The following is a 25,832-nucleotide window of genomic DNA, read 5'->3' as shown; positions in this document are numbered from 1 at the left end:
TTTCTTTGCCGACTTTCTTGCCGCGCGGCAAGAAAGTCGGTCGGCCGCCGGGCCGAAACCCGGCCTCTGCCCGCAGGCCGGGCATGCGTCCAAAGCAGACCAAGGAAGCATCAAGGATGCATCAAAAAAGCCCCCGAAAAACACACACCCAGACACACCTCTGTCATCCATTTCCCACACGTCTCCGTGTTTTCCCCAATCCCACCCCGAACCATCAGTCCTAAACTCACGATTGTTTCAAGAAAAAAGTGTCATTTCAAATTTGAAACAGACACAAACCCCCTTCGATTGAGGTACGCCATGAACACCACGCCCTCCACAGGCCAGCTTGCCGGCCGCCGCATCCTCGTCACAGGCTCGGCGCGCGGCCTGGGCTTTGCGTTCGCCAAGGCCTTTTGCGAGCAGGGCGCGCGCGTCGCCATGGCCGATCTGCGCGAGGAGCTGCTGGCCGAGTCCGTGGCCCGGCTGCGTGCGCAGGGCTTCGAGGCCCATGGCTTCGGGCTGGATGCCGGCAATCCGGAGTCGATAGAGCGCTGCGCGCAGCAGGCCGTGCAGGCGCTGGGCGGGCTGGACGGCCTGGTGAACAACGCGGCCGTGACCGATTCGGGCGGCAAGGGCATGGACGACATCGATCTGGACAAGTGGGACCAGGTGATGAACGTGAACGTGCGCGGCGTGTGGCTGATGACGCGCGCCTGCCGCGCCGCGCTGCGCGACAGCGGCCGGGGCGCCATCGTCAACCTGGCGTCCGACACCGCGATGTGGGGCGCCCCGAACCTGATGGCCTATGTGGCCAGCAAGGGCGCTGTGATGGCCATGACGCGTTCCATGGCGCGCGAGCTGGGCGCCGACGGCATCACCATCAACGCCGTGGCGCCGGGCCTGGTGCTGGTGGAGGCCACGGAATACGTGCCCGAGCACCGCCACCGCCTGTACATCGACCAGCGTGCGCTGCAGCGCGAGCAGCGGCCCGAGGATGTGTCGGGCGCCGTGGCCTATGCGCTGTCCGATGGCGCGCGCTTCGTGACGGGGCAGGTGCTGCCCGTCAACGGCGGCTTCGTCATGAATTGAAGGGGTCTCGCCATGAACGACACCCCCTCTTCCGGGAATGCCGAGAGCGCCGAAAGCGCGGACAACGGCACCGACAAGTACATGGTGCCCGCGCTGGAGCGCGGCCTGCGCCTGCTGCAGGAGTTCGGGCGCGGCAATGCCACGCTGGGCGCGCCCGAGCTGGCCCGCCGCCTGCAGCTGCCGCGCGCCACGATTTTCCGCATGCTTAACACGCTGGAGGCCATGGGCTTTCTGCAGCGTGCCGAGGGCAGCAATGACTACCGGCTGGGCCTGTCCGTGCTGCGCCTGGGCTTCGAGTTCCTGTCGTCCATGGACCTGACCGAGCTGGGCCAGCCCGTGATCGCGCGGCTGTGCGGCGAGATCCGCTACCCCTGCAACATCGTGGTGCGCGATGGCCGCTCCATCGTCTATGTGGCCAAGGTCACGCCGCCCACGCCGCTGACCAGTTCGGTGCGCGTGGGCACGCGCCTGCCCGCCCATGCCACGGCCCTGGGCCGCGTGCTGCTGGCCGACCTGTCCCTGCCCGAGCTGCGCGCGCTCTACCCCGAGGACCACCTGGAAGCGCACACGCCCAAGACGCCGCGCACGGTGCTGGACCTGTTCAACCTGGTCGAGGCCGACCGCGAGCGCGGCCATGTGTTCAGCGAGGGCTTCTACGAAAGCTCCATCTGCACCATCGCCGCCCCCGTGCGCGACCACAGCGGCCGCGTGGTGGCGGCGCTGGGCACGACGGTCCCCGCGCCCCATGTGGAGGAGGGCCGTGCCGAGACCCTGATCGCCGGCGTCTGCGACGCGGCGGCCGAGCTGTCCGAGCTGCTGAACTACCGCCCGCAAACGCAAACGCAAACGCAAACGCAGACGGCACAGCTGCTTTCCCTCAATTCCCGGCGCGCAGGAGGCGGCCATGTTTGATTCCCAACTCAAGGACACCACGGCCGTCGTCACCGGCGGCTCTTCGGGCATTGGCCTGGCCACGGTCGATCTGCTGCTGTCGCAGGGCGCGCGTGTCGCCCTGTGCGGGCGCAGCGCCGAACGCCTGGAGCAGGCCGTGCAGCAGCTGCGCGGACGCCATCCCGAGGCCCGCCTGTTCGCCCAGGCCTGCGACGTGCTCGACGCCGCCCAGGTGCAGCAATTCGCGCGTGACAGCGAGGCTGCGCTGGGTCCGGCCTCCATCCTCGTGAACAACGCGGGCCAGGGCCGGGTCTCGACGTTTGCCAGCACCGACGATGCGGCCTGGACCGAGGAGCTGCACCTGAAGTTCTTCTCGGTGCTGCATCCCACGCGCGCCTTTTTGCCGCAGCTCGAGCGCACGGCTGAGCCGGCCATCGTCTGCGTCAATTCGCTGCTGGCCTCGCAGCCCGAGCCGCACATGGTGGCCACCTCGGCCGCGCGCGCCGGCCTCAAGAACCTGGTGCGCTCCATGGCCACCGAGTTCGCGCCCAAGGGCGTGCGCGTCAACGGCATCCTGGTCGGCCTGATCGAGTCCGGCCAGTGGCGCCGCCGCTTCGAGGCGCGCGAGGACCGCAGCCAGGACTGGAACGCCTGGAGCGCCGACCTCGCCCGCAAGAAGTCCATTCCGCTGGGCCGCCTGGGCTCGCCCGACGAGGCCGCACGCGCCATCTTCTATCTCGCCACGCCCCTGTCCTCCTACACGACCGGCAGCCACATCGACGTCTCCGGTGGTCTTGCACGGCAAGCGTAGTGCTTCAGCCCCTTCACCCGATTCAAAGCAGAACATGACTTCTTCCGCATCCAAAATCACCGTCGGCGCCGTTGTGGCCCAGTTCCTCGAACACTGCGGCGTGCAGGCCGCGTTCGGGGTGATCTCCATCCACAACATGCCCATCCTGGACGCGATGCATGCGCGCGGCAGGGTCCGCTTCGTGATGGCGCGCGGCGAGGCCGGCGCCGGCAACATGGCCGATGCCTGCGCGCGTTCCACCTCCAGCCTGGGCGTGTGCATCACCAGCACCGGCCCGGCCGCAGGCAACATCGCCGGCAGCCTGGTGGAGGCCTATACGGCCGGCACGCCGCTGCTGCACATCACGGGCCAGATCGAGACGCAGTACCTGGACCAGAAGCTGTCGTACATCCACGAGGCGCCCGACCAGCTGACCATGCTGGGCGCCGTGTCCAAGGCGGCGTTCCGCGTGCGCAGCGCCGAGACCTGCCTGTCCACCCTGAAGGCCGCCGTGCAGGCCGCCATGACCGCGCCGACCGGTCCGGTGAGCGTTGAGATTCCCATCGACATCCAGCAGACCGTGATCGACATGCCGGCCGACCTGTCGCCGCTGCCGGTGGCCGTGCTGGCCCCCAGCGAGGCATCGCTGGATGCGCTGGCCGACACGCTGGCCAAGGCACGCCGCCCGCTGCTGTGGCTGGGTGGCGGCGCACGCCACGCAGTCGCTGCCGTGCAGCGCCTGAAGGCGCTGGGCTTCGGCATCGTCAGCACGGGCCAGGGCCGCGGCATCGTGGCCGAGGACGATCCGGCCTCGCTGGGCGCCTACAACATCCAAAAGCCCGTGGAGGCCTTCTACCAGCGCTGCGACGCCATGCTGGCCGTGGGCACGCGCCTGCGCAGCAACGAGACGCTGAAGTACGAACTGAAGCTGCCGCGCCCGCTGCTGCGCATCGATGTGGACGCCGCCCAGCAGGGCCGCTGCTACGCCGATGACGGCTTTGTCTGCGGCGACTCGGCCCTGGCGCTGACGGGCCTGGCTGACCGGCTGGAGGCACGCGGCTACAAGGCCGACCCCGAGCTGCTGGCCGACCTGCGCCAGGTGCACGACGAGGCCGTGGCCACCATGCGCGACGGCCTGGGCCCGTACAGCGTGCTGGTGCAGGAGCTGCAAAAGGCCGTGGGCCGCAACTTCAACTGGGTGCGTGACGTGACCGTCTCCAACAGCACCTGGGGCAACCGCGAGCTGCGCTTTTTCGAGCCCAACGCGGGTGTGCACGCCACGGGCGGCGGCATCGGCATGGGCATGCCCATGGCCATCGGCGCGGCCGTGGGCGCGGCCGTCAGCGGCTCGGGCCGCAAGACGCTGGGCCTGGCGGGCGATGGCGGCTTCATCCTGAACCTGGGCGAGCTGGCCACGCTGGTGCAGGAAGAGTGCGACACCCTGATCGTGCTGATGAACGACCAGCGCTACGGCGTGATCCAGAACATCCAGGACGCCTCCTACGGCGGCCGCCGCTGCTATGTGGAACTGCACACGCCCGACTACGCGCAGCTGTGCGCCTCCATCCAGCTGCCCCATGCCCGCGTGCAAGACCTCAAGGAGCTGCCGGCGGTGCTGCAGTCGGCCTGGACGAAGAAGGGCCCCTTCCTGCTGGAGATCGACATGCGCGCCATCGGCAATTTCAAGGCCACGTTCTCGGGCCCGCCGGTGAACAAGCTGGACCAGATCCCGGCCACCACCACGGCGTCCAAGGCCGCCTGAGGCGGCTGGATTCGAACGAACGAGAGAGGCTCACCATGTCGAACCTGGAACTGCTCCCCATCAATATCGCCGGCGAATGGCGCCTGGGCGGCGGCGGCGAATCCACCACGCTCTATCCCGCCACCGGCGAAGTGGTGGGCCGCCTGCGCGCGCCCAGCCTGGAGGATGTGGAGGAGGCCATCCAGAAGGCCGACCACGCCTTCCGCACCAGCGGCTGGGCCCAGAAAAAGCCCCATGAGCGCGCGGCCGTGCTGCACCGCGTGGCCCAGCTGATCCGCGAGCGCGCCGAGCCCCTGGCCCAGCTGCAGCGCCTGGACAACGGCAAGCCCATCAAGGAAACACGCATGCTGGTGGCCAGCGCCGCCGCCACCTTCCAGTTCTTTGCAGCCGCCTGCGAGACCATGGAGGAAACCATCACGCCCTCGCGCGGCGACTTCATGACCATGAGCGTGTACGAGCCCATGGGCGTGGTGGCGGCCATCACGCCGTGGAACTCGCCGATCGCCAGCGAGGCGCAAAAGCTCGCTCCGGCGCTGGCCGCCGGCAACGCCGTGGTCGTCAAGCCCGCCGAGGCCACGCCGCTGCTGGCGCTGGAGCTGGCCAGGATCTGCGAAGAGGCCGGCGTGCCCAAGGGCCTGGTCAGCGTGCTGCCGGGCCGTGGCTCGGTGATTGGCGATGCCATCACCAAGCATCCGCTGGTCAAGCGCGTGTCGTTCACGGGCGGCACGTCCACGGGCAAGCACATCGCCCACATCGCGGCCGACAAGATGATGCCGGTCTCGCTGGAGCTGGGCGGCAAGTCGGCCACCATGGTGCTGGCCGATGCCGACATCGACCATGCCGTCAACGGCGTGCTCTACGGCATCTTCAGCTCCTCGGGCGAGTCGTGCATCGCGGGCTCGCGCCTGTTCGTGGCGCGCAGCCTGCATGCCGAATTCATGCAGCGCCTGACGGCCAAGGCCGCCGCGCTGCAGGTGGGCGACCCGGCCGACGAGCGTACGCAGATGGGGCCGCTGATCACCGCCAAGCACCGCGAATCCATAGAGAACTATGTGGCCCTGGGCCTGTCCGAGGGCGGCCGGCTGCTCACGGGCGGCCAGCGGCCCGAGGGCGCGCAGTTCGAGCGCGGCTACTACTACCGCCCCACCATCATCGACGGCGTGAAGAACGACTGGCAGATCTGCCAGCAGGAAATCTTCGGCCCCGTGCTCGTGGCCATGCCCTTCGACAACGAGGACGACCTGCTCGCCCAGGCCAACGACAGCGTCTACGCGCTGGCCGCCGGCATCTGGACGCGCGACTACAAGAGCGCCTGGCGCATTGGCCGCGCCGTGCAGGCCGGCACCGTCTGGATCAACACCTACAAGCAGTTCTCCATCTCCACGCCCTTCGGCGGCTGGCGCGACAGCGGCCTGGGCCGCGAGAAGGGACGGCTGGGCATACAGCAGTACATGGAGCAAAAGAGCATGTACTGGGGCTTGAACGACCAGCCTTTGGCCTGGGCGAACTGAAAGGGAATCGACATGAGCGTACTGGGCATAGACGAAATCACCTACGGCGCGGACGACCTGGCCACCTGCCGCCGCTTCTTCCTGGACTGGGGCCTGGCGCTGGTGCAGGAAGCGGACGACCGGCTGGTGTTCGAGACCCTCAACGGCTGCCGCGTGATCGTGGCCGCCGTGGACCATCCCGATCTGCCGCCCGCCATCGAGGCCGGCCCCACGCTGCGCGAGGTGGTCTGGGGTGTGGAAAGCGAGGCGGACCTTGCGCTGTACGCCAGCCGCATTGCCGCGCTGCCGGGCTTCACACAGGGCCAGGGGCGCATAGGCTGCACCGACCCCAACGGCCTGTCCGTGCGCCTGCAGGTCACGCAAAAGCGTGATGTGGATGTGCAAGGCGCCGCCTACAACACCTGGAACCGCAAGGACCGCGTCAACCAGGCCAGCCCCGCCTACGAGCGCGCCCAACCCATCGAGGTCGGCCATGTGGTGTTCTTCGTCAAGGACGTGCAGGCCTGCGAGCGCTTCTACGTGGACAACTTCGGCTTCGCAGCCTCGGACCGCTACCCCGAGCGCGGTGCCTTCCTGCGCTGCGCGCCTGACGGCGGCCACCACGACATCTTCCTGCTGCAGCGCCCCGCCAAGGACGCTGGCCTGAACCACGTGGCCTTCACGGTGCGCGACATCCACGAGGTCTTCGGCGGCGGCATGCACATCTCGCGCTGCGGCTGGGACACCCAGCTGGGCCCGGGCCGCCATCCCGTGTCCTCGGCCTATTTCTGGTACTTCCGCAATCCGGCCGGCGCCCTGGTCGAGTACTACGCCGACGAGGACCAGCTCACCGCCGACTGGCAGCCGCGCGAGTTCGAGCCCGGCCCCACGGTGTTTGCCGAATGGGCCATCGATGGCGGCATCGACGGCAACACCCGGCGCCAAAAGGGCGTGGGTACCAGCGACGGGAAATTCATCACCGACAAGCGGCATTGAGACCGCGCCTGACGGCCTACCCCCACAACCCAACCACCCCACGGCCTCCCCATGAACAAGACACGTCGCCAGGTTTCTCTTGCCGCTGCATTCCTGGCTGCAGCCACGCTGTCCGGCACCGCGATGGCCCAGGCCTATCCGGCCAAGCCCATCACCATCATCGTGGCCTATCCGGCCGGTGGCGACACCGATGCCATGGCGCGCCTGTATGCCGAGAAGCTGTCCACGCGCCTGGGCCAGCCCGTGCTGGTGGACAACCGCCCCGGTGCCAGCGGCACCATCGGCAGCGTGCATGTGGCCAAGGCCGCGCCGGACGGCTACACCCTGCTGCTGGCGCCCAATACCTTCGCCATCGCGCAGTTCGTGCTCAAGACGGCCTCGGGCTCCAGCTACGACGTGCTGCACGGCTTCACGCCCATCGTGCAGACCAGCGTGCAGCCCATGTTCGTGGCCACCAACCAGGCCTCGGGCATCAAGGACATGAAGACCCTGATCGCCCAGGGCAAGCGCGACGGCCTGACCTACGCCAGCCCCGGCAGCGGCTCGCCCATGCACATCCTGGGCGAGATGTTCAACCGCGCCGCCGGCACGCGCATCGCCCACATCCCCTACAAGGGCGTGGCGCCTGCCGTCAACGACCTGATCGGCGGCCATGTGCCCACGACCTTCATGACCTGGGGCCCGATTGCGCCCTACATCGGCGGCAAGGTCACCGCCCTGGCCGTGGCCGACAGCCAGCGCAGCGCGCTGGCCCCCAATGTGCCCACCCTGGCCGAGCTGGGCGTCAAGGATGTGGAAGTGTCCGCATGGCAGGGCCTGTTCGGCCCCAAGGGCATGTCGCCCGAGACCGTGAAGCTGCTGAACACGCACCTCAACGAGATCCTGAAGATGCCCGACGTGGTCTCCAAGATGGCCACCTTCGGCGCGCTGCCCGCAGGCGGCGATCCCGCGCGCCTGGAAAAGACGAACGCCGCCGATTTCAATCGCTTCGGCAAGCTCATCAAAGACTTGGACATCCGCGCCGACTGAGCGCAGCCAACCCCACACAAGACAGTTTTCGAAGGAGAGAACCATGGCCGCTGATCGCTATCTCGAGCCGCACCAGGCGCGCGAACGTGCCCCCACCCTGATGGAAGACCTGCTGGGCGATTCCATCGAACGCGCCTTCGGCGAAGGCGTGCAGACCCTGCCCGAACTGGTGGCCTATCTCAACCGCAGCGGCCCCGCCGGCGAGAACGGCCAGGCCTGGACCGAAGACAGCTTCCAGGCGCTGATGGCGCGGCTGGGCTATTGATACCGAGCAGGACTGGAGAGCCCCATGAACGTACAAACCATCACCATCGATCCGGTGGACGGCCTGCTCAACAAAGGCCTGAAGAACCTCTGGTACGCGGTCTGCCCCTCGGACTTCGTGAAGACCCAGCCCGTGTCCGTGCGCCGCTTCGGCCGCAAGATCGCGCTGTGGCGCGATGCCGCCGGCCAGGTCCATGCGCTGGAAGACCATTGCCCGCACCGCGGCGCGCCGCTGTCGCAGGGCGTGATCCTGGGCGACCGCCTGGCCTGCCCCTACCACGGCGTGGAAGTGCGCGGCGACGGCACGGTGACCAAGGTGCCCGGCAGCCCCGGCTGCAAGCTCGAAGGCTCGCGCGCCGCGCTGGCCTTCCATGCGCGCGAGGCGCATGGCGCCATCTTTCTCTACAACAGCGACAAGGCCGTTGACGAGGCGCCCGAGTTCACGCTGCCCGAGGAGCTGACCTCGCCCGAGTACTCCAACTTCCTGTGCTATGCCGAGTGGCGCAGCGACTACCGCTATGCGCTGGACAACGTCATGGACCCCATGCACGGCACCTTCCTGCACAAGCAGTCGCACTCCATGGCCGAGGGTGACAGCAAGGCCACGTTCCAGGTGCGCGAGACCGATGACGGCTTCGTCTTCGAGAAGGTGGGCCAGCGCGGCGTGAACTTCGACTGGACCGAGTGGGGCAGCACGGGCGTGCACTGGATGCGCCTGGAGATCCCCTATCCCAAGACCGGCGGCCCCGGCGGCAACTTCGCCATCGTGGCCTGCGTCACGCCCATCAGCGCCGACCTGTGCGCCGTGTTCTTCTGGCGCTGCCGCAAGGTGCAGGGCTGGATGCGCGACACCTGGCGCTTCCTGTACCGCAACCGCCTGGAGGCGCGCCACTGGGCCGTGCTGGAGCAGGACCGGATCATGATGGAGCAGATGGAGCTGGACGCCAACGAGCGCGAGAACCTCTACCAGCACGACATCGGCCTGGTGCGCCTGCGCCGCCACCTGCGCCGCCTGGCCCAGGAGCAGATCGACGAAGGCGCCGCATCATGAGCACCAACCTCCAGGCCTTCGTGCACACGCTGCGCTTCGAGGCCCAGGACACCATCAGCGTGGACCTGCGGCCCGTGGCGGGCGGGGAGCTTCCCGCCTTCACGCCGGGCTCGCACATCGATCTGCACCTGCCCAACGGCCTGGTGCGCAGCTACTCGCTGAGCAACCCCAGCGAGGAGCGCCACCGCTACGTGGTCGGCGTGCTGCGCGACCGCGCCAGCCGCGGCGGCTCGCGCTGCGTGCACGAGTCGCTGCGCGTGGGCATGCCCATCACCATCTCCGAGCCGCGCAACCATTTCGCGCTGGACGAAAGCGCCGCGCACACCGTGCTGGTGGCCGGCGGCATCGGCATCACGCCGCTGCTGTGCATGGCGCGCCGGCTCAAGGGCCAGGGCCGCTCGTTCGAGATGCTGTACTTCGCCCGCGAGCGCAAGGGCGCGGCCTTCCTGGAAGAGCTGCAGGCGCTGGGCATGCCGCTGCACCTGCACTTCGACAGCGAGGCCGGCGGCCCGCCCGACCTGCGCGCGCTGCTGGCCCAACGCCAGCCCGACGCGGGCACGCACCACTACGCCTGCGGCCCCACGCCCATGCTGGACGCCTTCGAGAAGTTCTGCGCCGAGCTGGGCCACGCCAACGCCCACGTCGAGCGCTTCACGCCCGTGGAGGTCAAGGCCGCCGACGACGCGCGCAGCAACTACACGGTGGAGCTCAAGCGCAGCGGCCGCTTCATCGAGATCACGCCCGAGAAGTCGCTGCTCGACACCCTGCTGGATGCCGGCATCCAGATGGACCACAGCTGCTGCGAAGGCGTCTGCGGCTCCTGCGAGACGCGTGTGCTCGAAGGCATTCCGGACCACCGCGACTCGGTGCTCAGCCCCAAGGAAAAGGCCAGCAACAAAGTGATGATGGTCTGCGTTTCCGGCTGCAAGAGCGAACGTTTAGTGCTCGATATCTGAGCAGGCAATCAGACCTGCACGGCAACAACCCACCACCCCCAAGCCACCACCCCAGAGGAGACAACCCCATGAAAACCATCCATACGCCCATGCTGGGCGTGGCGCTAGCCTGCCTGGCGTCCTTGCCCGGTGCCGCTTCGGCGCAGTCCAAGGTCGAGATCTTCGGCGTCGTCGATGTCGGCGTCACGCACCTGAACGGCTCCGGCCCCTCCAAGACCGGCCTGTCCACGGGCGGCGCCAACATCAGCCGCATCGGCTTTCGCGGCACGGAAGAGCTGGGCGGCGGCCTGCGCGCTGGCTTCTGGCTGGAGGCGGGCATGGACGTGGACAGCGGCTCGGGCAAGGCCAGCGGTGGCGGCCTGAGCTTCAACCGCCGCTCCACCGTGAGCCTGTCGGGCGACTTCGGCGAAGTGCGCCTGGGCCGCGATGACTCGGCCACCTTCCTGAGCACGCTGATCTTCGACCCCTTCCTCACCAACGGCGTGGGCGGCACCATGGGCTTCACCATGCTGGGCATTCCCGGCACGGGCACGGCCACGGGCGGCGCGCCCATCCAGATCAGCAACGCGGTCAGCTACTTCCTGCCGCAGAACCTGGGCGGCTTCTACGGCCAGGTGCAGGTGGCCATGGGCGAGCAGGCGCGCAGCGCGCCCAACAAGAACCAGGGCGACTACCGCGGCCTGCGCTTCGGCTACCGCCAGGGCCCCTTCAACGGCGCGCTGGCCACGGGCAAGTTCTATGGCGACAGCGATGCGACCAACCTCACGGCCAGCAACGTGGGCCTGAGCTGGGACTTCGGCGTGGCCAAGCCCATGCTGCTGTGGGCCAGCGAAAAGCGCGGCGCCCTCAAGGTCACCGCCCTGCAGCTGGGCGTGACCGCGCCCGTGGGCATGGGCGAGTTCAAGGCCTCCTACGGCCACTACAACACCGACGGCAGCAATGCCGACTGGAACAAGATCAGCGTGGGCTACGGGCACAACCTGTCCAAGCGCACCCAGGTCTACGGCACGGTGGCCTTCCTCAAGAACAAGGACGGCGCGGCCAAGTCCATCGGCGTGCAGGGCCTGTCGGCCCCGGGCACCACGCTGGGCGGCCGCTCCTCCGGCTTCGAGGTGGGCGTGCGCCACTTCTTCTGATACAGCCCATCGGGCGATAGAGACTTGCCATGAAAGATATGCGTGCGGCCCGCTGGTGGGGGGTGATCAGCCTCTTCATCATCGTCGCCATCTCCTATGTGGACCGGATCAACCTTTCGATCCTCATCCTCGACCAGGGATTTCTGGACCACATCGGGCTGACGCACGACGACCGCACGCGCCAGGGCCTGCTGGCCACGGCCTTCATGGTGGGCTACGGCGTTTCTTCCTTCGTGTTGACGCCGTTTTGCGCGGCGCTCTTCGGCGTGCGCCGAAGCCTGGTGGTCGGCATGCTGCTGTGGGGCGCCGTGTCCTTTTTGTCCCCGGCCATGAACAGCTATGGCCTGCTGCTGGCCTCGCGCATCCTGCTGGGCATCTCCGAAGGGCCGCTGTACTCGCTGGCGGGCAGCTACATCAAGGCGCATTTCCAGAGCCATGAGAACGGCTTGCCCAACTCCTTCGTGAACATGGGCACGGGCCTGGGGCTGGCGGTGGGCTATCCGCTGATCGGCTACCTGGTGGCCGGCCATGACTGGCAGACCTCGTTCCACGTGCTGGGCCTGATCAATGTGGCCATCGGCATCCCGCTGGTGCTGGCCTTCATCCGCATGCCCCGGGTGGACACCGGCATGCCGCGCCCGCGCTCGCTGGGCGAGGCGGTGGGCCAGGTCGGCCAGATCGTGCGCGGCGCCATGCACACGCGCTATCTGGTGCTGGTGGCCGTGCTGTCGGCGGCCTTCTTCTCCTACCTCTGGGGCAGCAGCAACTGGCTGCCGGCCTACCTGGAGTCGCGCGGCTTTTCGCTGCGCGAGATGGGCTGGCTGGCCTCGCTGCCCCAGTACGCCACGGTGCTGGCCGTGCTGGTCGGCGGCATCGTCATCGACCGCCTGCCGCGCCGCCAGGTGCCCCTGATCTTCGTCGGCGGCAGCCTGGGCCTGGCGCTGGCCATCTGGCTGGCCATCCACATGGAAGACCGCTACGCGGCGGCCTACTGCCTGATCGCCGCCAACTTCTGCTGGGGCCTGATGAGCCCGGCCATTCCCAGCACCGTGCAGTACTGCGCGCGGCCCGAGCATGTGGCCAGCGCCTATGGCGTCGTCAACGGCACGGCGACCCTGGTGGCGGGCTTCATGCCCGCGCTCATGGGGGCCGTCATCGGCTGGACATCGCATTCGGCCGGCGGCGGTTTCGTTGCCGGCTTCGGCCTGCTGGTGGGCACGCAGCTGGTGGTCATGGTCTGCGGCCTGGTGCTGTGGCTGCGCGAGCGCGGCCAGGGCACCCACGGTGCCAGCGATGCCCGGGACACGTCCGCGCGCACGGCCTGACCTGCACTACAGCGCGCCCGCTGCGGCGCACTGCTCCAGAAACGTCACCAGGGCCTGCACGCGCGCCGTGCGTCCCTTGCGCGTGGGCACCAGCAGGGTGACGGGCGCGCTGCCGAAATGCCAGTCGGGCAGCACGCGCACCAGCCGGCCCTCGGCAATGGCCGGTGCCATGTCCCATTGCGAACGCAGCACCAGGCCCAGGCCCTGTTCGGCCCAGTGGCGGGCCACGCCGCCATCGTTGGTCACATAGGACGGCGTCACACGCAGGGTCTGGCCGTCCACGGCACGCCGGCTGGCGGCGGGGCGCAGGTGCCACAGCGTCACATCCTCCTCGTTCTCGCGGATGCAGATGCAGGCGTGCTCCAACAGCTCGCGCGGCGTGGCGGGCGTGCCATGGCGGCGCAGGTAGTCGGGGCTGGCGCACAGCCAGCGGTCGTTGGCAGCCAGCTCGCGCGCCACCCAGGAGGAGTCGCGCACCGTGCCGATGTGGACCACGGCATCGGCATCGTGGCGGTCGGGGAAAGGCGTTTCGCGCAGGTCCAGCTGCAGTTTCAGTTGCGGGTGCTGGCGCGTGAAGGGCACCAGGGCCGGGGCCAGCCGGCTGCGCCCGTAGCCGAAGGGCGCGGCCAAGCGCAGCGTGCCGCCCAGCTGGCGGGCATCGCCGTGCAGCGAGTCGCGCAACTCCTCGATCTGGCCCAGCAGCCGCACGGCCTCGCGGGCAAAGCGCTCGCCCTCGGGTGTCAGCGCCAGGCGCCGCGCGCTGCGGTTGGCCAGGGACAGGCCCAGTTCGGCCTCCAGTCGGCGCAGGCGCATGGACAGTGCAGGCGGTGTCACGTCAAGCGCACGGGCCGCCGCGCTCAGCGAGCTTTCGCGTAGCAAGGCGGCGGCAAGCTGCAGGTCTTCGATGGCAATCATTCAATTTGCCTTAACGATTGATGACGGCGGATTTAACCACGACCATGGTCTTGGTCCGTACAGTGCCAAGTCATGAACACCCCATACCCCACCTCTGCCGCATGGCCCCGGGCCGTGCTCTTCGACCTGCTGACCGCCTTGCTGGACTCCTGGACCGTCTGGAATGCGGCCGCCGGCAGCGAGGCTGCCGGGCGCGACTGGCGCGCCGAATACCTGCGCCTGACCTATGGCTGCGGCGCCTACCAGCCCTATGAGGACCTGGTGCGCACGGCGGCCCGCAACCGGGGCCTGCCCGAGGCGGTGGCCGACAGGCTGGAGGCGCAATGGGAGCAGTTGCAGCCCTGGGATGGCGCACGCGAGCTGCTGGCCGCCCTGCGCCCGCACTGCCGCCTGGCCGTGGTGACCAATTGCTCCGAGCGCCTGGGTCAACGTGCCGCCGCGCTGCTGGGCGTGGATTGGGATGTGGTGGTGACCTCGGAAGCAGCAGGCTTCTACAAGCCCGACCCCCGGCCCTACCAGCTGGCGCTGGACCGGCTGGGGCTGCCTGCGGGCCAGGCCGCCTTCGTGGCCGGATCGGGCTATGACCTGTTCGGCACCTCGGCCGTGGGCCTGCGTACCTTCTGGCACAACCGCGTGGGCCTGTCGCGGCCCACGGGCGCGCCGCAGGCCGAGGCCGAAGCACCCACGCTGGCGCCGGCACTGCCCTGGCTCAGGGACTTTTCCCTGCAGCAGGGTTGAACCCCGAGGGTGCAGCCGGTGCTGTGCCCGCCGTCCTTTCCTGTCCACCCTTGTGAGGAGCCTGCCATGCAGCTGCGTCCAGCCCTGCCGTTGTCCCTTGTGTCCGCATTCCCGGTCCTGTCCATCGTCTGTGCCATGGCGTGGAGCCAGGGAGCCCTGGCGCAGGCCGGCGCTGCCTTTCCGGCCAGGCCGGTCACGCTGGTCGTGCCGTTTCCCCCGGGAGGCCCCAGCGATGCGCTGGCCCGTGCCGTGGCTCAGAAGATGGGGGAGCATCTGGGCCAACCCCTGGTGATCGAGAACCTGGGTGGCGCCAATGGAACCATCGGCCTGAACCAGGCGCGCAAGGCCGCCGCCGACGGCTACACCCTGTCCTTTGGCGGCATAGGCACGCATGTGGTCAATGTGGCCTTGTACCGCAAGCTGCCCTATGACCCCGTGGCCGACTTCGCCCCTGTGGGACCTGCGGGCGCGGCGCCCATGCTGCTGCTGGCGCGTGCCAATCTGCCGGCCTCCGACCTGCGCCAGTTCGCCGACTGGCTCAAGCGCAACCAGGCCGCAGCCTCCTATGGCAGCGCCGGCGTGGGCTCGATATCGCACTATGGGTGCGTGCTGCTGCTGTCGGCGCTGGGCCAAAGCCCCACCCATGTTCCCTATCGCGGGATCGCGCCTGCCATGAACGATCTCATGGGCGGACAGACCGATTTCATGTGCGACCAGACGACGACGGCGCTGCCGCAGATCGCGGGCGGCCGCATCAAGGCGATTGCGGTGCTGGGAACACAGCGCCTGGCTCAGCTGCCGGGCACGGCGGCCAGCGCCGAGGCCGGCCACCCCCTGCAGGCGCGCTCATGGAACGCGATCTTCGCACCACGCGGCACGCCGCCGGCGGTGCTCGCGCGGCTGACGCGGTCGCTGCAGCACGCCATGGGCGATGCGGGCCTGCGCGCACAGATGGCCGCGCTGGGGGTGGAGCTGCCGTCGCCCGAGCAGGCCGTGCCGGCCACGGTCTCCGCCTTGATCGAACAGGGACTGCGCAACGACGTGCCTGCCCTCAAGGCCAAAGGCCAATACCTGGATTGACGATGGAGAGAGAAACACCATGCAAGACACACTTCTGACCCTGGACACGCCCGCTGCCGTGATCGACCTCGCACGCATGCAGCGCAACATCCACCGCATGCAGCAGCGCATGGACGCGCAGGGCGTGCGCCTGCGCCCCCATGTGAAGACCAGCAAGAGCGTGCCCGTGGCCGCCGCGCAGCGCGCGGCCGGGGTCTCGGGCATCACGGTCTCCACCCTGAAGGAGGCCGAGCAGTTCTTTGCCGCTGGCACCACCGACATCCTCTATGCAGTCAGCATGGCGCCGCACCGCCTGCCGCAGGCCCTGCAACTTCGCCGGCGCGGCTGCGATCTCAAGCTCATCGTGGACAGCGTGGCGGCGGCCCAGGCCATTGCCGCGTTCGGCCGCGAACAGGGCGAGGCCTTCGAGGTATGGATAGAGATCGACACCGACGGCCACCGCTCCGGCGTGGGCGCCGAAGATGCGCCGCTGCTGCTGGCCATTGGCCGCACGCTGCACGACGGCGGCATGCGCCTGGGTGGTGTGCTCACGCATGCCGGCTCCAGCTACGAGCTGGACACGCCCGATGCGCTGCAGGCGCTGGCCGAGCGCGAGCGCGCCGGCTGCGTGCAGGCCGCCGAAGCCCTGCGCGCGGCCGGCCTGCCGTGCCCCGTGGTCAGCGTGGGCTCCACGCCCACCGCGCTGGCGGCATGCCGGCTGGACGGCGTGACCGAGGTGCGCGCAGGCGTCTATGTGTTCTTCGACCTGGTGATGCGCAACATCGGCGTGTGCACGGCCGAGGACGTGGCGCTGTCGGTGCTGGCCACCGTGATCGGTCACCAGGCCGACAAGGGCTGGGCCATCGTGGACGCAGGCTGGATGGCCATGAGCCGCGACCGGGGCACGGCGAAACAGCGGCAGGACTTCGGCTACGGCCAGGTCTGCGACCTGCATGGCGAGGTGATGCCGGGCTTCGTGCTGACTGGCGCCAACCAGGAGCACGGCATCCTGGCGCGCGCTGATGGCGCGATAGAGGCCGACATCGCCGCCCGCTTTCCCCTGGGCACGCGGCTGCGCATCCTGCCCAACCATGCCTGCGCCACGGGCGCGCAGTTCCCGGCCTACCAGGCGCTGGCGGCAGATGGCTCGGTGCAAACCTGGGAGCGGCTCCATGGCTGGTGAAAACGGGATCGATCTGCGCCATGCATCGTCGAACCTGCCTGCGCCGGGCGGCCACTACAGCCACACGGCCATGGGCCAGGGGCTGGTCTTCGTGTCAGGGCAGCTGCCCATACGGCCCGACGGCACGCGCCTGGTGGACGCCAGCTTCGAGGACCAGGCGCGCCAGGCGCTGGCCAATCTGGCGGCGGCGCTGGAGCTGGCCGGCAGCGGCGTGCCCCGCCTGCTGCAGGTGCGCGTGTACCTGGACGACATGGCGCACTGGCCGGCCTTCGACCGCATCTACGCGGACTGGGCCGGCGCACACCGGCCCGCGCGCGCCGTGGTGCCCACCGGGGCGCTGCATTTCGGGTTGAAGGTGGAAATCGAGGCCGTGGCGCTGGCCTGAAGAAAGCCCGGCCCGAGGAGGGGGCCGGCTGCCGCTACTTCAGCCAGCCGCGCTTGCGGAAATACAGCATGGGCCCGACGGCACTGAGCACCATGAGCGCGATGACGTAGACGTAGCCGAACTCCCACTCCAGCTCGGGCATGAAGCGGAAGTTCATGCCGTAGACGCTGGCGATCAGCGTGGGCGGCAGCAGGGCCACGCTGGCCACCGAGAAGATCTTGATGATCTTGTTCTGGTTGATGTTGATGAAGCCGACCGTGGCATCCATCAGGAAGTTGATCTTGTCGAAGAGGAAGGCCGTGTGGCTGTCCAGCGATTCGATGTCGCGCAGGATCTGGCGCGCTTCCTCGAACTGCTCGGCATTGAGCATCTTGGAACGCATCATGAAGCTGACGGCGCGGCGCGTGTCCATGACGTTGCGGCGGATGCGGCCGTTCAGGTCTTCCTGGCGCGCGATGGCGCCCAGCACTTCGCGGGCCACATCGTCGGTCACGTCGCCGGACAGCACCATCTTGCTGGCCTTCTCCAGGTCGTCGTAGATGCCTTCGAGCGTATCGGCCGAGTACTCGGCGTCGGCGTCGAACAGCTTGAGCAGCACGTCCTTGGCCTCGTCGATCAGGCCCGGCGCGCGGCGCGCGCGCATGCGCAGCAGCCGGAAGACCGGCACGTCCTCGTCGTGGATGGAGAACAGCACGCCGCAGCTGCGCAGGTTCTTGTTGTGCTCGTTGACGATGAAGGCCACGCGCACGGAGCGGGGGTCCTCGTCATCGTCGATCAGGAAGTCGCTGCGGATGTGCAGCTCGCCGTTGTCTTCTTCGTAGAAGCGGGCCGATTCCTCGATGTCGTCGTCCATCGCATCTTCGGGGATGGACAACTCGTAGTGCTGCTTGATCCAGCGCTTTTCCTCGACCGTGGGCGACTCCAGGTCCACCCAGATCGGCTTGAAGCGGGACAGCTCCTCCAGCGACTCGATCTCTTCTTGAACCAGGCGGCCATTGGCCAGCGTAAAGATGTTGAGCATAGGCTCACTCCAGGTGTTCTTCTCAGGCGTGCGGGGTATCGGGGGTGCTTTCAACCCCACAGGCCAACCGGGAGTTGAAAGCTACCAACTGGGGTAGGTTTCCACGGAGCTTTCTCCAAGATGCAAAGCATCGGATTATGCAGCGTTGCGCTGCAGCATGCGGGCCGGCCGCGCTATTCGGAAGCGGCTCCAGGGGGCATCTGGCGGCCTGTCACAAAAGCCTGGGCATGGCACAGGTCGGCCCAGGCGCCGGCCTTGGCCTGGGGGGCGCGCAGCAGATAGTTGGGGTCGTAGCTGACCACGGCCGGCACACCGGCGATGCGGTGAGGCTCGGCGCGCAGGCGGCCCAGGGCCTCCTGGCGCCCCAGCACGGCGCGCGCCGTGGCCAGGCCCAGCACCAGCACGCAGGCCGGGCGCAGATCGCGCAGCAGTGCCTCCAGCGACGGTTGCAGGGCCGGGACCTCGGGCGCCTCCTGGCCTTCGGCCGGAGGCTGCACGCGGTGCAGGGCGGCGCTGTACAGGCGCGGATGGTCCTGCAGGTTCAGCGCGCGCAGCATGTTGTCCAGCAGCCGGGCAGCATCGCCTTCCAGCGCGGTGCGCGCGCAGTCGGGGCCGGGGCGCCGGGCGGGCGGCAGCGGCAGGGAGTTGGCCGGCGGCTCCAGCAGGATCAGCCAGCCGCCTTCGCCGCCATCACCGGCCGGCGGCGTTGCCGCATACACGGGACGCACGGGGCCCAGCCGCCAGCCCAGGCCCGGTGCGCCGGCCACGGGCTGCTGCACGTAGCGGCGCGGCGGGCGTTCGCGTTCGGGGATGACGGGTGCGGGAGGCGGTGGCGCCTGGACCGGCGCCTGAACGCGTGCGGGCGTTGGCGCGGCGACAGGCGCCGGTGCATCAGGCGCCGGTGCAGCAGACGCCGGGAGGGGCGCCTCCTGCACGGGCGGCGGCACGGGGCGGGCCACCGGCGGATCCGCCAGGGGCGCCGCTGCAGGCGCATCGGCGGGCACAGCCAGGGCCTCGGACAGCACGGCGGGCGCGGTCTCGGGTTCGGGCAGCCAGACAGTGATGCCCATGGCATGCAGCATGGCCCGCTGGCGGGTGTCTAGATTCAGGGCCATAGCTTGAGGCTCATGAGCACGGCATGCTCGCGCGGGCCGTCGTGCATGGGGTAGTAGTTCTTGCGCAGGCCCACCTCCTGGTAGCCATGCGCGGCGTAGATGCTGCGTGCGCGGACATTGCTCTCGCGCACTTCCAGCCAGATCCATTGGGCCTGGCGCTGGCGCGACCACAGGGCCAGGGCGTCCAGCAGGATGCGGGCCCAGCCCTGGCGCTGGCGCGCCGGGGCCACGGTGATGTTGAGCAGGTGCACCTCGTCGAGCACGATCATGGCGACGAAGTAGCCGACCAGCCCGCCCTGGGCATCCACCAGCAGCTGGGTTTCATAGCCGGCCGCCATGGCGTCGATGAAGTTGCCGCGCGTCCAGGGATGGGAATAGGCCTGCTGCTCCACGGGCAGCAGCGTGTCCAGCCACAGCACGTTCAGCGGCTCGAAGCGCACGCTGTCCCGCTCCGACGCCAAGGCGTCGGTCAGGGGCGGCAGCGGCCGCGAGGGCTGTGGCGTGTGCGTGCTCATGCCTGGGCAGGAGGGGTCTCTGTGGTCTGCACGGGTGAAGCAAGCGCGGCTGCCGCCTTGGCAGCCTCGCGCTCGGCCGTGGTCTGCGCGACTTTATCGCGGATGTAGCGCGGCAGGGCCTGGTCGGCCGGCAGGGCGCGGTCGGCCGCCAGCATCGCAGGGGCCAGGCGCAGCATGGCGGCGGCCGTGGGCAGCGCAGCCACATGGCTGGCCTGGGGCGCCAGGCGCTCGCCATAGGCGGCCAGGGCGTTGCCGGCCACCACGGTGCCGGGCGGCAACTGCAGGGCCTCGGGCGCGCACAGGCCGAAGTCGCCGCTTTGCTCGCCGATGTCGTTCCAGCGGCCATCGGCCCAGTGGTAGGCGGCGTGGTAGACCTCGTTCATGCGCGCATCGATCACGGCGATGAGGTCGGTGCAGCCGTATTGCATGCGCGCCTGCTCGGCCACGGCCAGCAGGCTGTCCATGGGCAGCACGGGCACGCGGGCGGCAAAGGCCAGGCCCTGGGCCACGGAGCACGCCGTGCGCAGGCCCGTGAACGAGCCCGGACCCCGGCCGAAGACGATGGCCCGCAGCTCGGCGAACTCCAGTCCGGCCTGGGCCATGAGGGCCAGGATGGCGGGGATCAGCTCGGTCGAGGTCTGCGGGCCGCCGGGGCCGCTGTGTTCCCAGACGGCATCGCCGCGCTGCACGGCGATGGAGAGGGTGTCGGTACTGGTGTCTAGGGCAAGAAGATTCATGGCGTGGGGCAGGCGGCGGTGCCGCAGCAAGCCCTGGATTATCGGTGCCCCGCCCGGCCCGCGCGCGGCATGGCCGCAATGACCGGCGTAGACTTGCCGGCCATGTTGCATCTTTCGCTGTCTTCTTTCCTTATTTCCTCGATTTCCTCCGCCTTCTCGCTCGGAACGCCGCGTTCACACCGGGGCCTGGCAGCCGCGCTGCTGGCGGCGGCTGCCCTGCCCGGCATGGCCATTGCCCAGGCCGATGCGCCCACGTCACCGGCGGCCCTTTCCACCAAGACTGCGCGCGAAAGCCGGCTGCCGCCTCCCGTGGAAGCCGCCCTGGCGCGCGCCAAGCTGCCGCGCGAGGCGGTCTCCGCCCTGGTGGTGGAGGTCGATGGCCGGGCCGCTCCGCGCCTGGACTGGCAAAGCCAGGTGGCCATGAACCCGGCCTCGGTGATGAAGCTGGTCACCACCTATGCGGCGCTGGACCAGCTGGGTCCTGCCCATGTCTGGCGCACGCCCGTCTTCCTGGGCGGGCCGGTGCAGGACGGCGTGCTGCGCGGGCCGCTGTACATCCAGGGCCAGGGCGATCCCAAGCTCGTGATGGAGCGGCTGTGGCTGATGCTGCGCCGCCTGCAGGGCATGGGCATCAAGGTCATCGTGGGCGACATCGTGCTGGACCGCAGCGCGTTCTCCGTCCCTGCCCACGATCCCTCCACCTTCGACAACGAGCCCTGGCGCCCCTACAACGTCGCGCCCGACGCCCTGCTGGTCAACTACAAGGCCGTGACGGTCGGCTTTGTGCCCGACGCCGCGGCGGGCGTGGCGCGGCTGCAATACGATCCGCCGCTGGCCGGAATCCAGCAACAGGAAACCGTGCCGCTGGCACCGGCAGGCAGCGAGTGCGGCGACTGGCGCGCCCGGCTGCAGCTGGACATGGCCGACCCGTTGCGCATCGCCTTTGCCGGCACGTTCCCGGCCAGCTGCGGCGACAAGAGCTGGTCGCTGGCGCCGGCCCAGCCCGAGGCCTTCGCGGCGCGCGCCATCGAGGGCATGTGGCGCGAGCTGGGCGGCAAGCTCACGGGCACCGTGCGCGACGGCCGCGTGCCGGCCGGCCTGCAGCCGGCCTTCCAGAGCGAATCGCCCTCGCTGGCCGAGGTGGTGCGGGACATCAACAAATACAGCAACAACGTCATGGCCCAGCAGGTGTTCCTGACCATGGGCATGCAGCGCACCGGCGTGGCCAGCTTCGAGGCCTCGCGCCAGGCGCTGGGCCAGTGGTGGCAGGCGCGCTGGGGTGCGGCCGAGCAGCCCGTGGCCGACAACGGCGCGGGCCTGAGCCGCGAGGCGCGCATCACGGCCTCCGGCCTGGGCCGCATGCTGCAGCAGGCCTGGGCCTCGCCCGTGATGCCGGAGTTCGTGGCCTCCATGCCCATCGTCGGCGTCGATGGCACGCTGCGCCGCAGCCTCAGCCGCGTCCAGGGCATGGCGCACCTGAAGACCGGCACGCTGCGCGATGCCTCGGCCCTGGCCGGCTATGTGGATGGCGCCAGCGGCCGCCGGTACGTGCTGGTGGCCATGGCCAACCACGCCAATGCGGCCGCCGCGCGCGCGGCCTGGGATGCGCTGGTGGACTGGACGGCGCACGACCGCTGATACGCCGCCTGCGCTCCTGTTCCAGGGCCTGCTTTTGCAGGCCCTTTCCGTTGTGTTTCCGCCTCCTGCCCGGCAAGGGCCTTGTCCTGCCTGCGGGCGCCAGACCGGTATTTATCGTCTATTCGCCCGCGTGCGAAATGCCCGGTAGGCCCGCGATTCCTATCGGTACTTGCCCGGTGTCGCCAAGGTGCGACTGTCGCTACGATGGCAATCACCAAAAAAGCACGGTCGTGCTATTCACAACACTTCACGGAGATCACACCTTGGCAAATCGTTATCGAATCCTCGCGGCCTCCCTGGCCACGGCCGGCCTGCTGGCCGCTTGCGGTGGCGGCAGCGGCGCCGACACCACCCCCCGTGCCAAGATCACCTCCGTCAAGGTGATGGGCGACAGCCTCTCCGACAGCGGCACCTTCGGCTACAAGTTCACCGTGCAGAACGCCACGCTGACAGGCGCCGGCTCCAACCAAGTCTGGGCCGAGCGCGTGGCGGGCCTGTACAACATCTCCCTGTGCCCGCGCTTCAACGGCACGGCCTTCACGCCCAACACCTCGTGCAACAACTACGCCGTGGGCGGCGGCCGCATCAACTACACCAGCGCGCCCACGGCGCCCATCTCCATCACGCAGCAGATCCTGCTGGCCGGCGCGGCGGGCTTCACGGCCGATGACCTGGCCGTGATCGACGGCGGCGCCAATGACGCGGCCGACGTGATCGGCGCCTTCCTGGCCGCTTCCAGGGACCAGGGCGCCAACTTCAAGGCGCTGCTGTCCACCAAGATCGACGCTGCCACGCTGGGTGCGCTGCTGCAGCAGGGCCAGGCCGGCATGGCCCAGGCCGGCGGCCTGTACATGCAGAACCTGGCCAAGGGCTATGTGTCCGCCATCCAGGCGAATGTGCTGGGCAAGGGCGCCACGCGCGTGGCCATCCTCAACGTGCCGGCCATCACGCTGACGCCGCGCTTCCAGCTGGTACTGCAGTCGGTGGCCCAGCAGCAGGGCTCGGCCGCCGCCGCCCAGCTGGAGACCGTGTTCGACGGCTGGGTCAAGGCCTTCAACCAGCAGGTTGCCACCGGCTTCGCGGGCGAGAGCCGCGTGGCCATCATCGATTTCTACAGCGAGTTCCGCCAGCAGATGGCCGACCCCGCCCAGTACGCCTACACCAACGTGAAAAAGGCGGCCTGCCCTGCCACCGGCGTGGGCGCCGACGGCCTGCCCACCTACAGCTTCCCGACCTGCACCGAGGCCGCGCTGTCCGCCTCCATTCCCGTGGGCGAGACCAGCGCCAACTGGTGGAAGAGCTATGCCTTTGCCGACAGCTTCCACCCCACGCCCTATGGCCATCAGCAGATGAGCCAGCTGGCCTCCCGCACCCTGGCCCGTGCCGGCTGGCTGTGATCGCAGTCATGCAGCACGAGGAGACACATCCATGAAGACATTCCTGCGCATCACCGCCGCCGTGGCCATGGCCACGGCCTGCATGGCCGCCACCGCCCAGTCCGCCGGCACCTGGAGCGTGCGCCTGGGCGCCACGCGCATTGATCCCCAGACCAGCAGCGGCTGGCTGAGCACACCCAGCTTCCCCGACACCCGCGTGGACGTGAAGGCCAACAGCCAGCTCACGGGCGGCGTGACCTACATGGTCACCAACAACTGGGCCATCGACGTGCCCATGGGCCTGCCGTTCAAGCATGACTTCGTGGGCAATGGCGCCATCTCCGGCACGGGCAAGCTGGGCCGCACCAAGGTGCTGCCCGCCACCGTGTTCGCGCAGTACCGCTTCGGCGAGGCCAACTCCGCCTTCCGCCCCTACCTGGGCCTGGGCGTGACCTATGCCAAGTTCTTCGGCGAGCGCACCACGGCCTCCCTCAACGGCCTGACCGGCGGCACGCTGGCCAACCCGACCACGGCCTCGGTGGACAGCAAATGGGGCCTGACGCCCCAGATCGGCTTCGTCTACAACTTCAACGAGCGCTGGTTCCTGGACGTGGCCTACTACAAGAGCTTCCTGAAGACCACGGCGCACCTGTCCTCGGGCCAGAGCGTGTCGCTCAAGCTCAATCCGAATGTCTACGCCATCGGCATCGGATACCGCTTCTGACAGGTCGCAGTCCCCAAAGAAAAACCAGCCCGCGGGCTGGTTTTTTCATGGAGGGGGACTGCGCCTACTTGGCCGTGGGCATCACGAATTCCGCGCCCTTGGGCGTGCTCTCGGGCCAGCGCTGCATGATGCTCTTTTGGCGGGTATAGAAGCGCACGCCTTCCTCGCCATAGGCGTGCATGTCGCCGAACAGGCTGCGCTTCCAGCCGCCGAAGCCGTGCCAGGCCATGGGAACGGGAATCGGCACGTTGATGCCGACCATGCCGACCTCGATGCGGCGGCCGAACTCGCGCGCCACATTGCCGTCGCGCGTGAAGCAGGCCACGCCGTTGCCGAACTCATGGTCGTTGACCAGCTGCACGGCCTCGGCGAAGTCCTTGGCGCGCACCACGGCCAGCACGGGGCCGAAGATCTCTTCCTTGTAGATGCGCATGTCGGGCGTGACATGGTCGAACAGCGTGCCGCCCAGCCAGAAGCCGCCCGAGGTGTCCGTGCCTGTGGAGGCGCCGGCCGCCTTGCCGTCGAAGCCCCGGCCATCGACCAGCAGCTGCGCGCCTTCCTTGACGCCCAGGTCGATATAGCCGCTGATGCGCTCGTGTGCGGCGCGGGTCACGATGGGGCCCATTTCCGCGGCCAGGTCCTCGCCGTCCAGCACCTTCAGCGCCTTGGTGCGCTCGATCAGGCGCGGCAGCAGCTGGTCGGCCACGTCGCCCACGAGCACGGCCACGCTGATGGCCATGCAGCGCTCGCCGGCCGAGCCGTAGCCGGCGCCGATCAGCGCGTCCACGGCCTGCTCGATATCGGCATCGGGCATGACCACCATGTGGTTCTTGGCGCCGCCCAGGGCCTGCACGCGCTTGCCGTGGCGCGCGCCCGTCTCGTAGATGTAGTTGGCAATGGGCGTGGAGCCCACGAAGCTCACGGCCTTCACGTCGGGATGCTCGATCAGCGCGTCCACCGCCTCCTTGTCGCCCTGCACCACGTTGAACACGCCGTCAGGCAAGCCCGCCTGCTTGAGCAGGTCGGCGATCAGCAGCGACGGAGTGGGATCGATGGGGCTGGGCTTGAGCACGAAGGTATTTCCCGCCGCAATGGCCACCGGGAACATCCACATCGGCACCATCACCGGGAAATTGAAGGGCGTGATGCCCGTGACCACGCCCAGGGGCTGGCGCAGCGTCCAGTTGTCGATGCCGGTGGAGACCTGGTCGGTGAAATCGCCCTTGAGCAGCTGCGGAATGCCGCAGGCGAATTCCACGATGTCGATGCCGCGGCTGACTTCGCCCTGCGCATCGGTGAAGACCTTGCCGTGCTCGGCCGTGATCGCATGGGCCAGCTCGTCCTTGTGCTGGTTGAGCAACTCCAGGAAGCGCAGCAGCACGCGTGCACGGCGGATGGGCGGCGTATCGGCCCACTTCGGGAAGGCCGCCTTGGCCGCCGCCACGGCGGCATCGACATCGGCGCGCGAGGCCAGGGCCACGCGGCCCGTGACCTGGCCGGTGGCCGGGTTGGTCACGTCCTGCCCGCGGTCGCTGGCACCTGCCGTGCGCTGGCCGTTGACGTAGTGGACGATGGAAGCGAAGGAGGTGTTTGCGGTGTTCATGCCAGGCAGTCTAGAAGTGCGCTTTCTGCCTGCCTAGGCGCTGCGCTTGAATTGATTGTTCA

At 68.9% G+C, this 25,832-nt stretch carries 26 protein-coding genes; 20 read left to right on the top strand and 6 right to left on the bottom strand.

Going from position 1 to position 25,832, the window contains the following annotated elements:
- From ACF8LI_RS02585 to ACF8LI_RS02525, 13 genes are all read left to right on the top strand, one after another.
- A partial coding sequence (locus ACF8LI_RS02585) for a hypothetical protein (RefSeq protein WP_392411959.1) occupies positions 1-292 on the top strand: 292 nt, incomplete at its 5' end.
- Between the two features lie 8 nt (positions 293-300).
- Entirely contained in the window at positions 301-1,071 is a 771-nt protein-coding gene (locus ACF8LI_RS02580) for an SDR family oxidoreductase (RefSeq protein ID WP_012202888.1), read from the top strand.
- A gap of 12 nt (positions 1,072-1,083) precedes the next feature.
- The gene (locus ACF8LI_RS02575) at positions 1,084-1,983 is read left to right on the top strand and encodes an IclR family transcriptional regulator (protein WP_392411957.1); all 900 of its coding nucleotides are present in this window, start codon (positions 1,084-1,086) and stop codon (positions 1,981-1,983) included.
- Positions 1,976-2,773, top strand: coding sequence for an SDR family oxidoreductase (locus tag ACF8LI_RS02570; protein WP_047217882.1), 798 nt, complete (start codon positions 1,976-1,978; stop codon positions 2,771-2,773). The genes ACF8LI_RS02575 and ACF8LI_RS02570 overlap by 8 nt, the downstream gene beginning before the upstream one ends.
- Before the next feature lie 34 nt (positions 2,774-2,807).
- The gene (locus ACF8LI_RS02565; RefSeq protein WP_392411955.1) at positions 2,808-4,514 is read left to right on the top strand and encodes a thiamine pyrophosphate-binding protein; all 1,707 of its coding nucleotides are present in this window, start codon (positions 2,808-2,810) and stop codon (positions 4,512-4,514) included.
- A gap of 35 nt (positions 4,515-4,549) precedes the next feature.
- Entirely contained in the window at positions 4,550-6,025 is a 1,476-nt protein-coding gene (locus ACF8LI_RS02560; RefSeq protein ID WP_392411953.1) for an aldehyde dehydrogenase, read from the top strand.
- A gap of 12 nt (positions 6,026-6,037) precedes the next feature.
- Positions 6,038-7,000 (top strand): VOC family protein, encoded by a 963-nt coding sequence (locus tag ACF8LI_RS02555; protein ID WP_047217885.1) that lies wholly within the window; start codon positions 6,038-6,040, stop codon positions 6,998-7,000.
- Positions 7,001-7,051: 51 nt separating this feature from the next.
- Entirely contained in the window at positions 7,052-8,029 is a 978-nt protein-coding gene (locus ACF8LI_RS02550) for a tripartite tricarboxylate transporter substrate binding protein (protein WP_199135944.1), read from the top strand.
- A gap of 43 nt (positions 8,030-8,072) precedes the next feature.
- Positions 8,073-8,294 (top strand): recombinase-like helix-turn-helix domain-containing protein, encoded by a 222-nt coding sequence (locus ACF8LI_RS02545; RefSeq protein WP_012202895.1) that lies wholly within the window; start codon positions 8,073-8,075, stop codon positions 8,292-8,294.
- A 24-nt stretch (positions 8,295-8,318) separates the two neighbouring features.
- Positions 8,319-9,344: an aromatic ring-hydroxylating dioxygenase subunit alpha gene (locus tag ACF8LI_RS02540; protein WP_012202896.1), complete on the top strand. Its 1,026-nt coding sequence runs from the start codon at positions 8,319-8,321 to the stop codon at positions 9,342-9,344.
- Positions 9,341-10,300 carry a PDR/VanB family oxidoreductase gene (locus ACF8LI_RS02535; protein ID WP_012202897.1) on the top strand — a complete coding sequence of 320 codons (960 nt, stop codon included), beginning with the start codon at positions 9,341-9,343 and terminating at the stop codon, positions 10,298-10,300. The genes ACF8LI_RS02540 and ACF8LI_RS02535 overlap by 4 nt, the downstream gene beginning before the upstream one ends.
- A 68-nt stretch (positions 10,301-10,368) precedes the next feature.
- Positions 10,369-11,436 (top strand): porin, encoded by a 1,068-nt coding sequence (locus ACF8LI_RS02530; RefSeq protein WP_012202898.1) that lies wholly within the window; start codon positions 10,369-10,371, stop codon positions 11,434-11,436.
- A 29-nt stretch (positions 11,437-11,465) separates the two neighbouring features.
- Positions 11,466-12,761 (top strand): MFS transporter, encoded by a 1,296-nt coding sequence (locus ACF8LI_RS02525; RefSeq protein WP_392411951.1) that lies wholly within the window; start codon positions 11,466-11,468, stop codon positions 12,759-12,761.
- Between the two features lie 6 nt (positions 12,762-12,767).
- Here the strand turns inward: ACF8LI_RS02525 and ACF8LI_RS02520 are convergent, their stop codons facing one another.
- Positions 12,768-13,676 (bottom strand): LysR family transcriptional regulator, encoded by a 909-nt coding sequence (locus ACF8LI_RS02520; RefSeq protein WP_034363435.1) that lies wholly within the window; start codon positions 13,674-13,676, stop codon positions 12,768-12,770.
- Between the two features lie 72 nt (positions 13,677-13,748).
- On the opposite strand from ACF8LI_RS02520, the gene ACF8LI_RS02515 reads away from it, so the two are divergent.
- The 4 genes from ACF8LI_RS02515 to ACF8LI_RS02500 all read left to right on the top strand — a co-directional run bounded on the left by ACF8LI_RS02515 (position 13,749) and on the right by ACF8LI_RS02500 (position 17,041).
- A complete protein-coding gene (locus ACF8LI_RS02515) occupies positions 13,749-14,414 on the top strand; it encodes an HAD family hydrolase (RefSeq protein ID WP_016449108.1) in 666 nt (221 codons plus the stop codon).
- A 66-nt stretch (positions 14,415-14,480) separates the two neighbouring features.
- Positions 14,481-15,494 carry a tripartite tricarboxylate transporter substrate binding protein BugD gene (locus ACF8LI_RS02510; RefSeq protein ID WP_016452041.1) on the top strand — a complete coding sequence of 338 codons (1,014 nt, stop codon included), beginning with the start codon at positions 14,481-14,483 and terminating at the stop codon, positions 15,492-15,494.
- A 19-nt stretch (positions 15,495-15,513) separates the two neighbouring features.
- A complete protein-coding gene (locus ACF8LI_RS02505; protein WP_392411948.1) occupies positions 15,514-16,656 on the top strand; it encodes a DSD1 family PLP-dependent enzyme in 1,143 nt (380 codons plus the stop codon).
- The gene (locus tag ACF8LI_RS02500; protein WP_392411946.1) at positions 16,646-17,041 is read left to right on the top strand and encodes a RidA family protein; all 396 of its coding nucleotides are present in this window, start codon (positions 16,646-16,648) and stop codon (positions 17,039-17,041) included. Before ACF8LI_RS02505 ends, ACF8LI_RS02500 begins: the two co-directional genes overlap by 11 nt.
- A gap of 34 nt (positions 17,042-17,075) precedes the next feature.
- On the opposite strand, the gene corA is transcribed toward ACF8LI_RS02500, so the two are convergent.
- From corA to tsaB, 4 genes are all read right to left on the bottom strand, one after another.
- A complete protein-coding gene (corA, locus tag ACF8LI_RS02495; protein ID WP_016449112.1) occupies positions 17,076-18,062 on the bottom strand; it encodes a magnesium/cobalt transporter CorA in 987 nt (328 codons plus the stop codon).
- 173 nt (positions 18,063-18,235) lie between these two features.
- Entirely contained in the window at positions 18,236-19,177 is a 942-nt protein-coding gene (locus ACF8LI_RS02490) for a uracil-DNA glycosylase family protein (RefSeq protein ID WP_392411943.1), read from the bottom strand.
- A complete protein-coding gene (gene rimI / locus ACF8LI_RS02485) occupies positions 19,168-19,692 on the bottom strand; it encodes a ribosomal protein S18-alanine N-acetyltransferase (protein WP_016449114.1) in 525 nt (174 codons plus the stop codon). Before rimI ends, ACF8LI_RS02490 begins: the two co-directional genes overlap by 10 nt.
- Positions 19,689-20,429 carry a tRNA (adenosine(37)-N6)-threonylcarbamoyltransferase complex dimerization subunit type 1 TsaB gene (gene tsaB, locus ACF8LI_RS02480; protein WP_016449115.1) on the bottom strand — a complete coding sequence of 247 codons (741 nt, stop codon included), beginning with the start codon at positions 20,427-20,429 and terminating at the stop codon, positions 19,689-19,691. Before tsaB ends, rimI begins: the two co-directional genes overlap by 4 nt.
- Positions 20,430-20,498: 69 nt before the next feature.
- On the opposite strand from tsaB, the gene dacB reads away from it, so the two are divergent.
- The 3 genes from dacB (at position 20,499) to ACF8LI_RS02465 (ending at position 24,167) form a co-directional block, all read left to right on the top strand.
- Positions 20,499-22,067 (top strand): D-alanyl-D-alanine carboxypeptidase/D-alanyl-D-alanine-endopeptidase, encoded by a 1,569-nt coding sequence (dacB, locus tag ACF8LI_RS02475; RefSeq protein ID WP_392411941.1) that lies wholly within the window; start codon positions 20,499-20,501, stop codon positions 22,065-22,067.
- 263 nt (positions 22,068-22,330) lie between these two features.
- Positions 22,331-23,464: an SGNH/GDSL hydrolase family protein gene (locus ACF8LI_RS02470; protein WP_338498768.1), complete on the top strand. Its 1,134-nt coding sequence runs from the start codon at positions 22,331-22,333 to the stop codon at positions 23,462-23,464.
- A 31-nt stretch (positions 23,465-23,495) separates the two neighbouring features.
- Positions 23,496-24,167 carry an OmpW family protein gene (locus ACF8LI_RS02465; protein ID WP_016449118.1) on the top strand — a complete coding sequence of 224 codons (672 nt, stop codon included), beginning with the start codon at positions 23,496-23,498 and terminating at the stop codon, positions 24,165-24,167.
- Positions 24,168-24,231: 64 nt separating this feature from the next.
- Here the strand turns inward: ACF8LI_RS02465 and ACF8LI_RS02460 are convergent, their stop codons facing one another.
- The gene (locus tag ACF8LI_RS02460) at positions 24,232-25,770 is read right to left on the bottom strand and encodes a CoA-acylating methylmalonate-semialdehyde dehydrogenase (RefSeq protein WP_133073068.1); all 1,539 of its coding nucleotides are present in this window, start codon (positions 25,768-25,770) and stop codon (positions 24,232-24,234) included.
- Positions 25,771-25,832: the final 62 nt, after the last annotated feature.

It is taken from the genome of Delftia sp. WSY_12, from assembly GCF_043104645.1.
Classification (GTDB): Bacteria; Pseudomonadota; Gammaproteobacteria; order Burkholderiales; family Burkholderiaceae_C; genus Comamonas; species Comamonas tsuruhatensis.
Note: the sequence above shows the minus strand (reverse complement) of the source record. Positions and strands in the feature narration are given on the sequence as shown.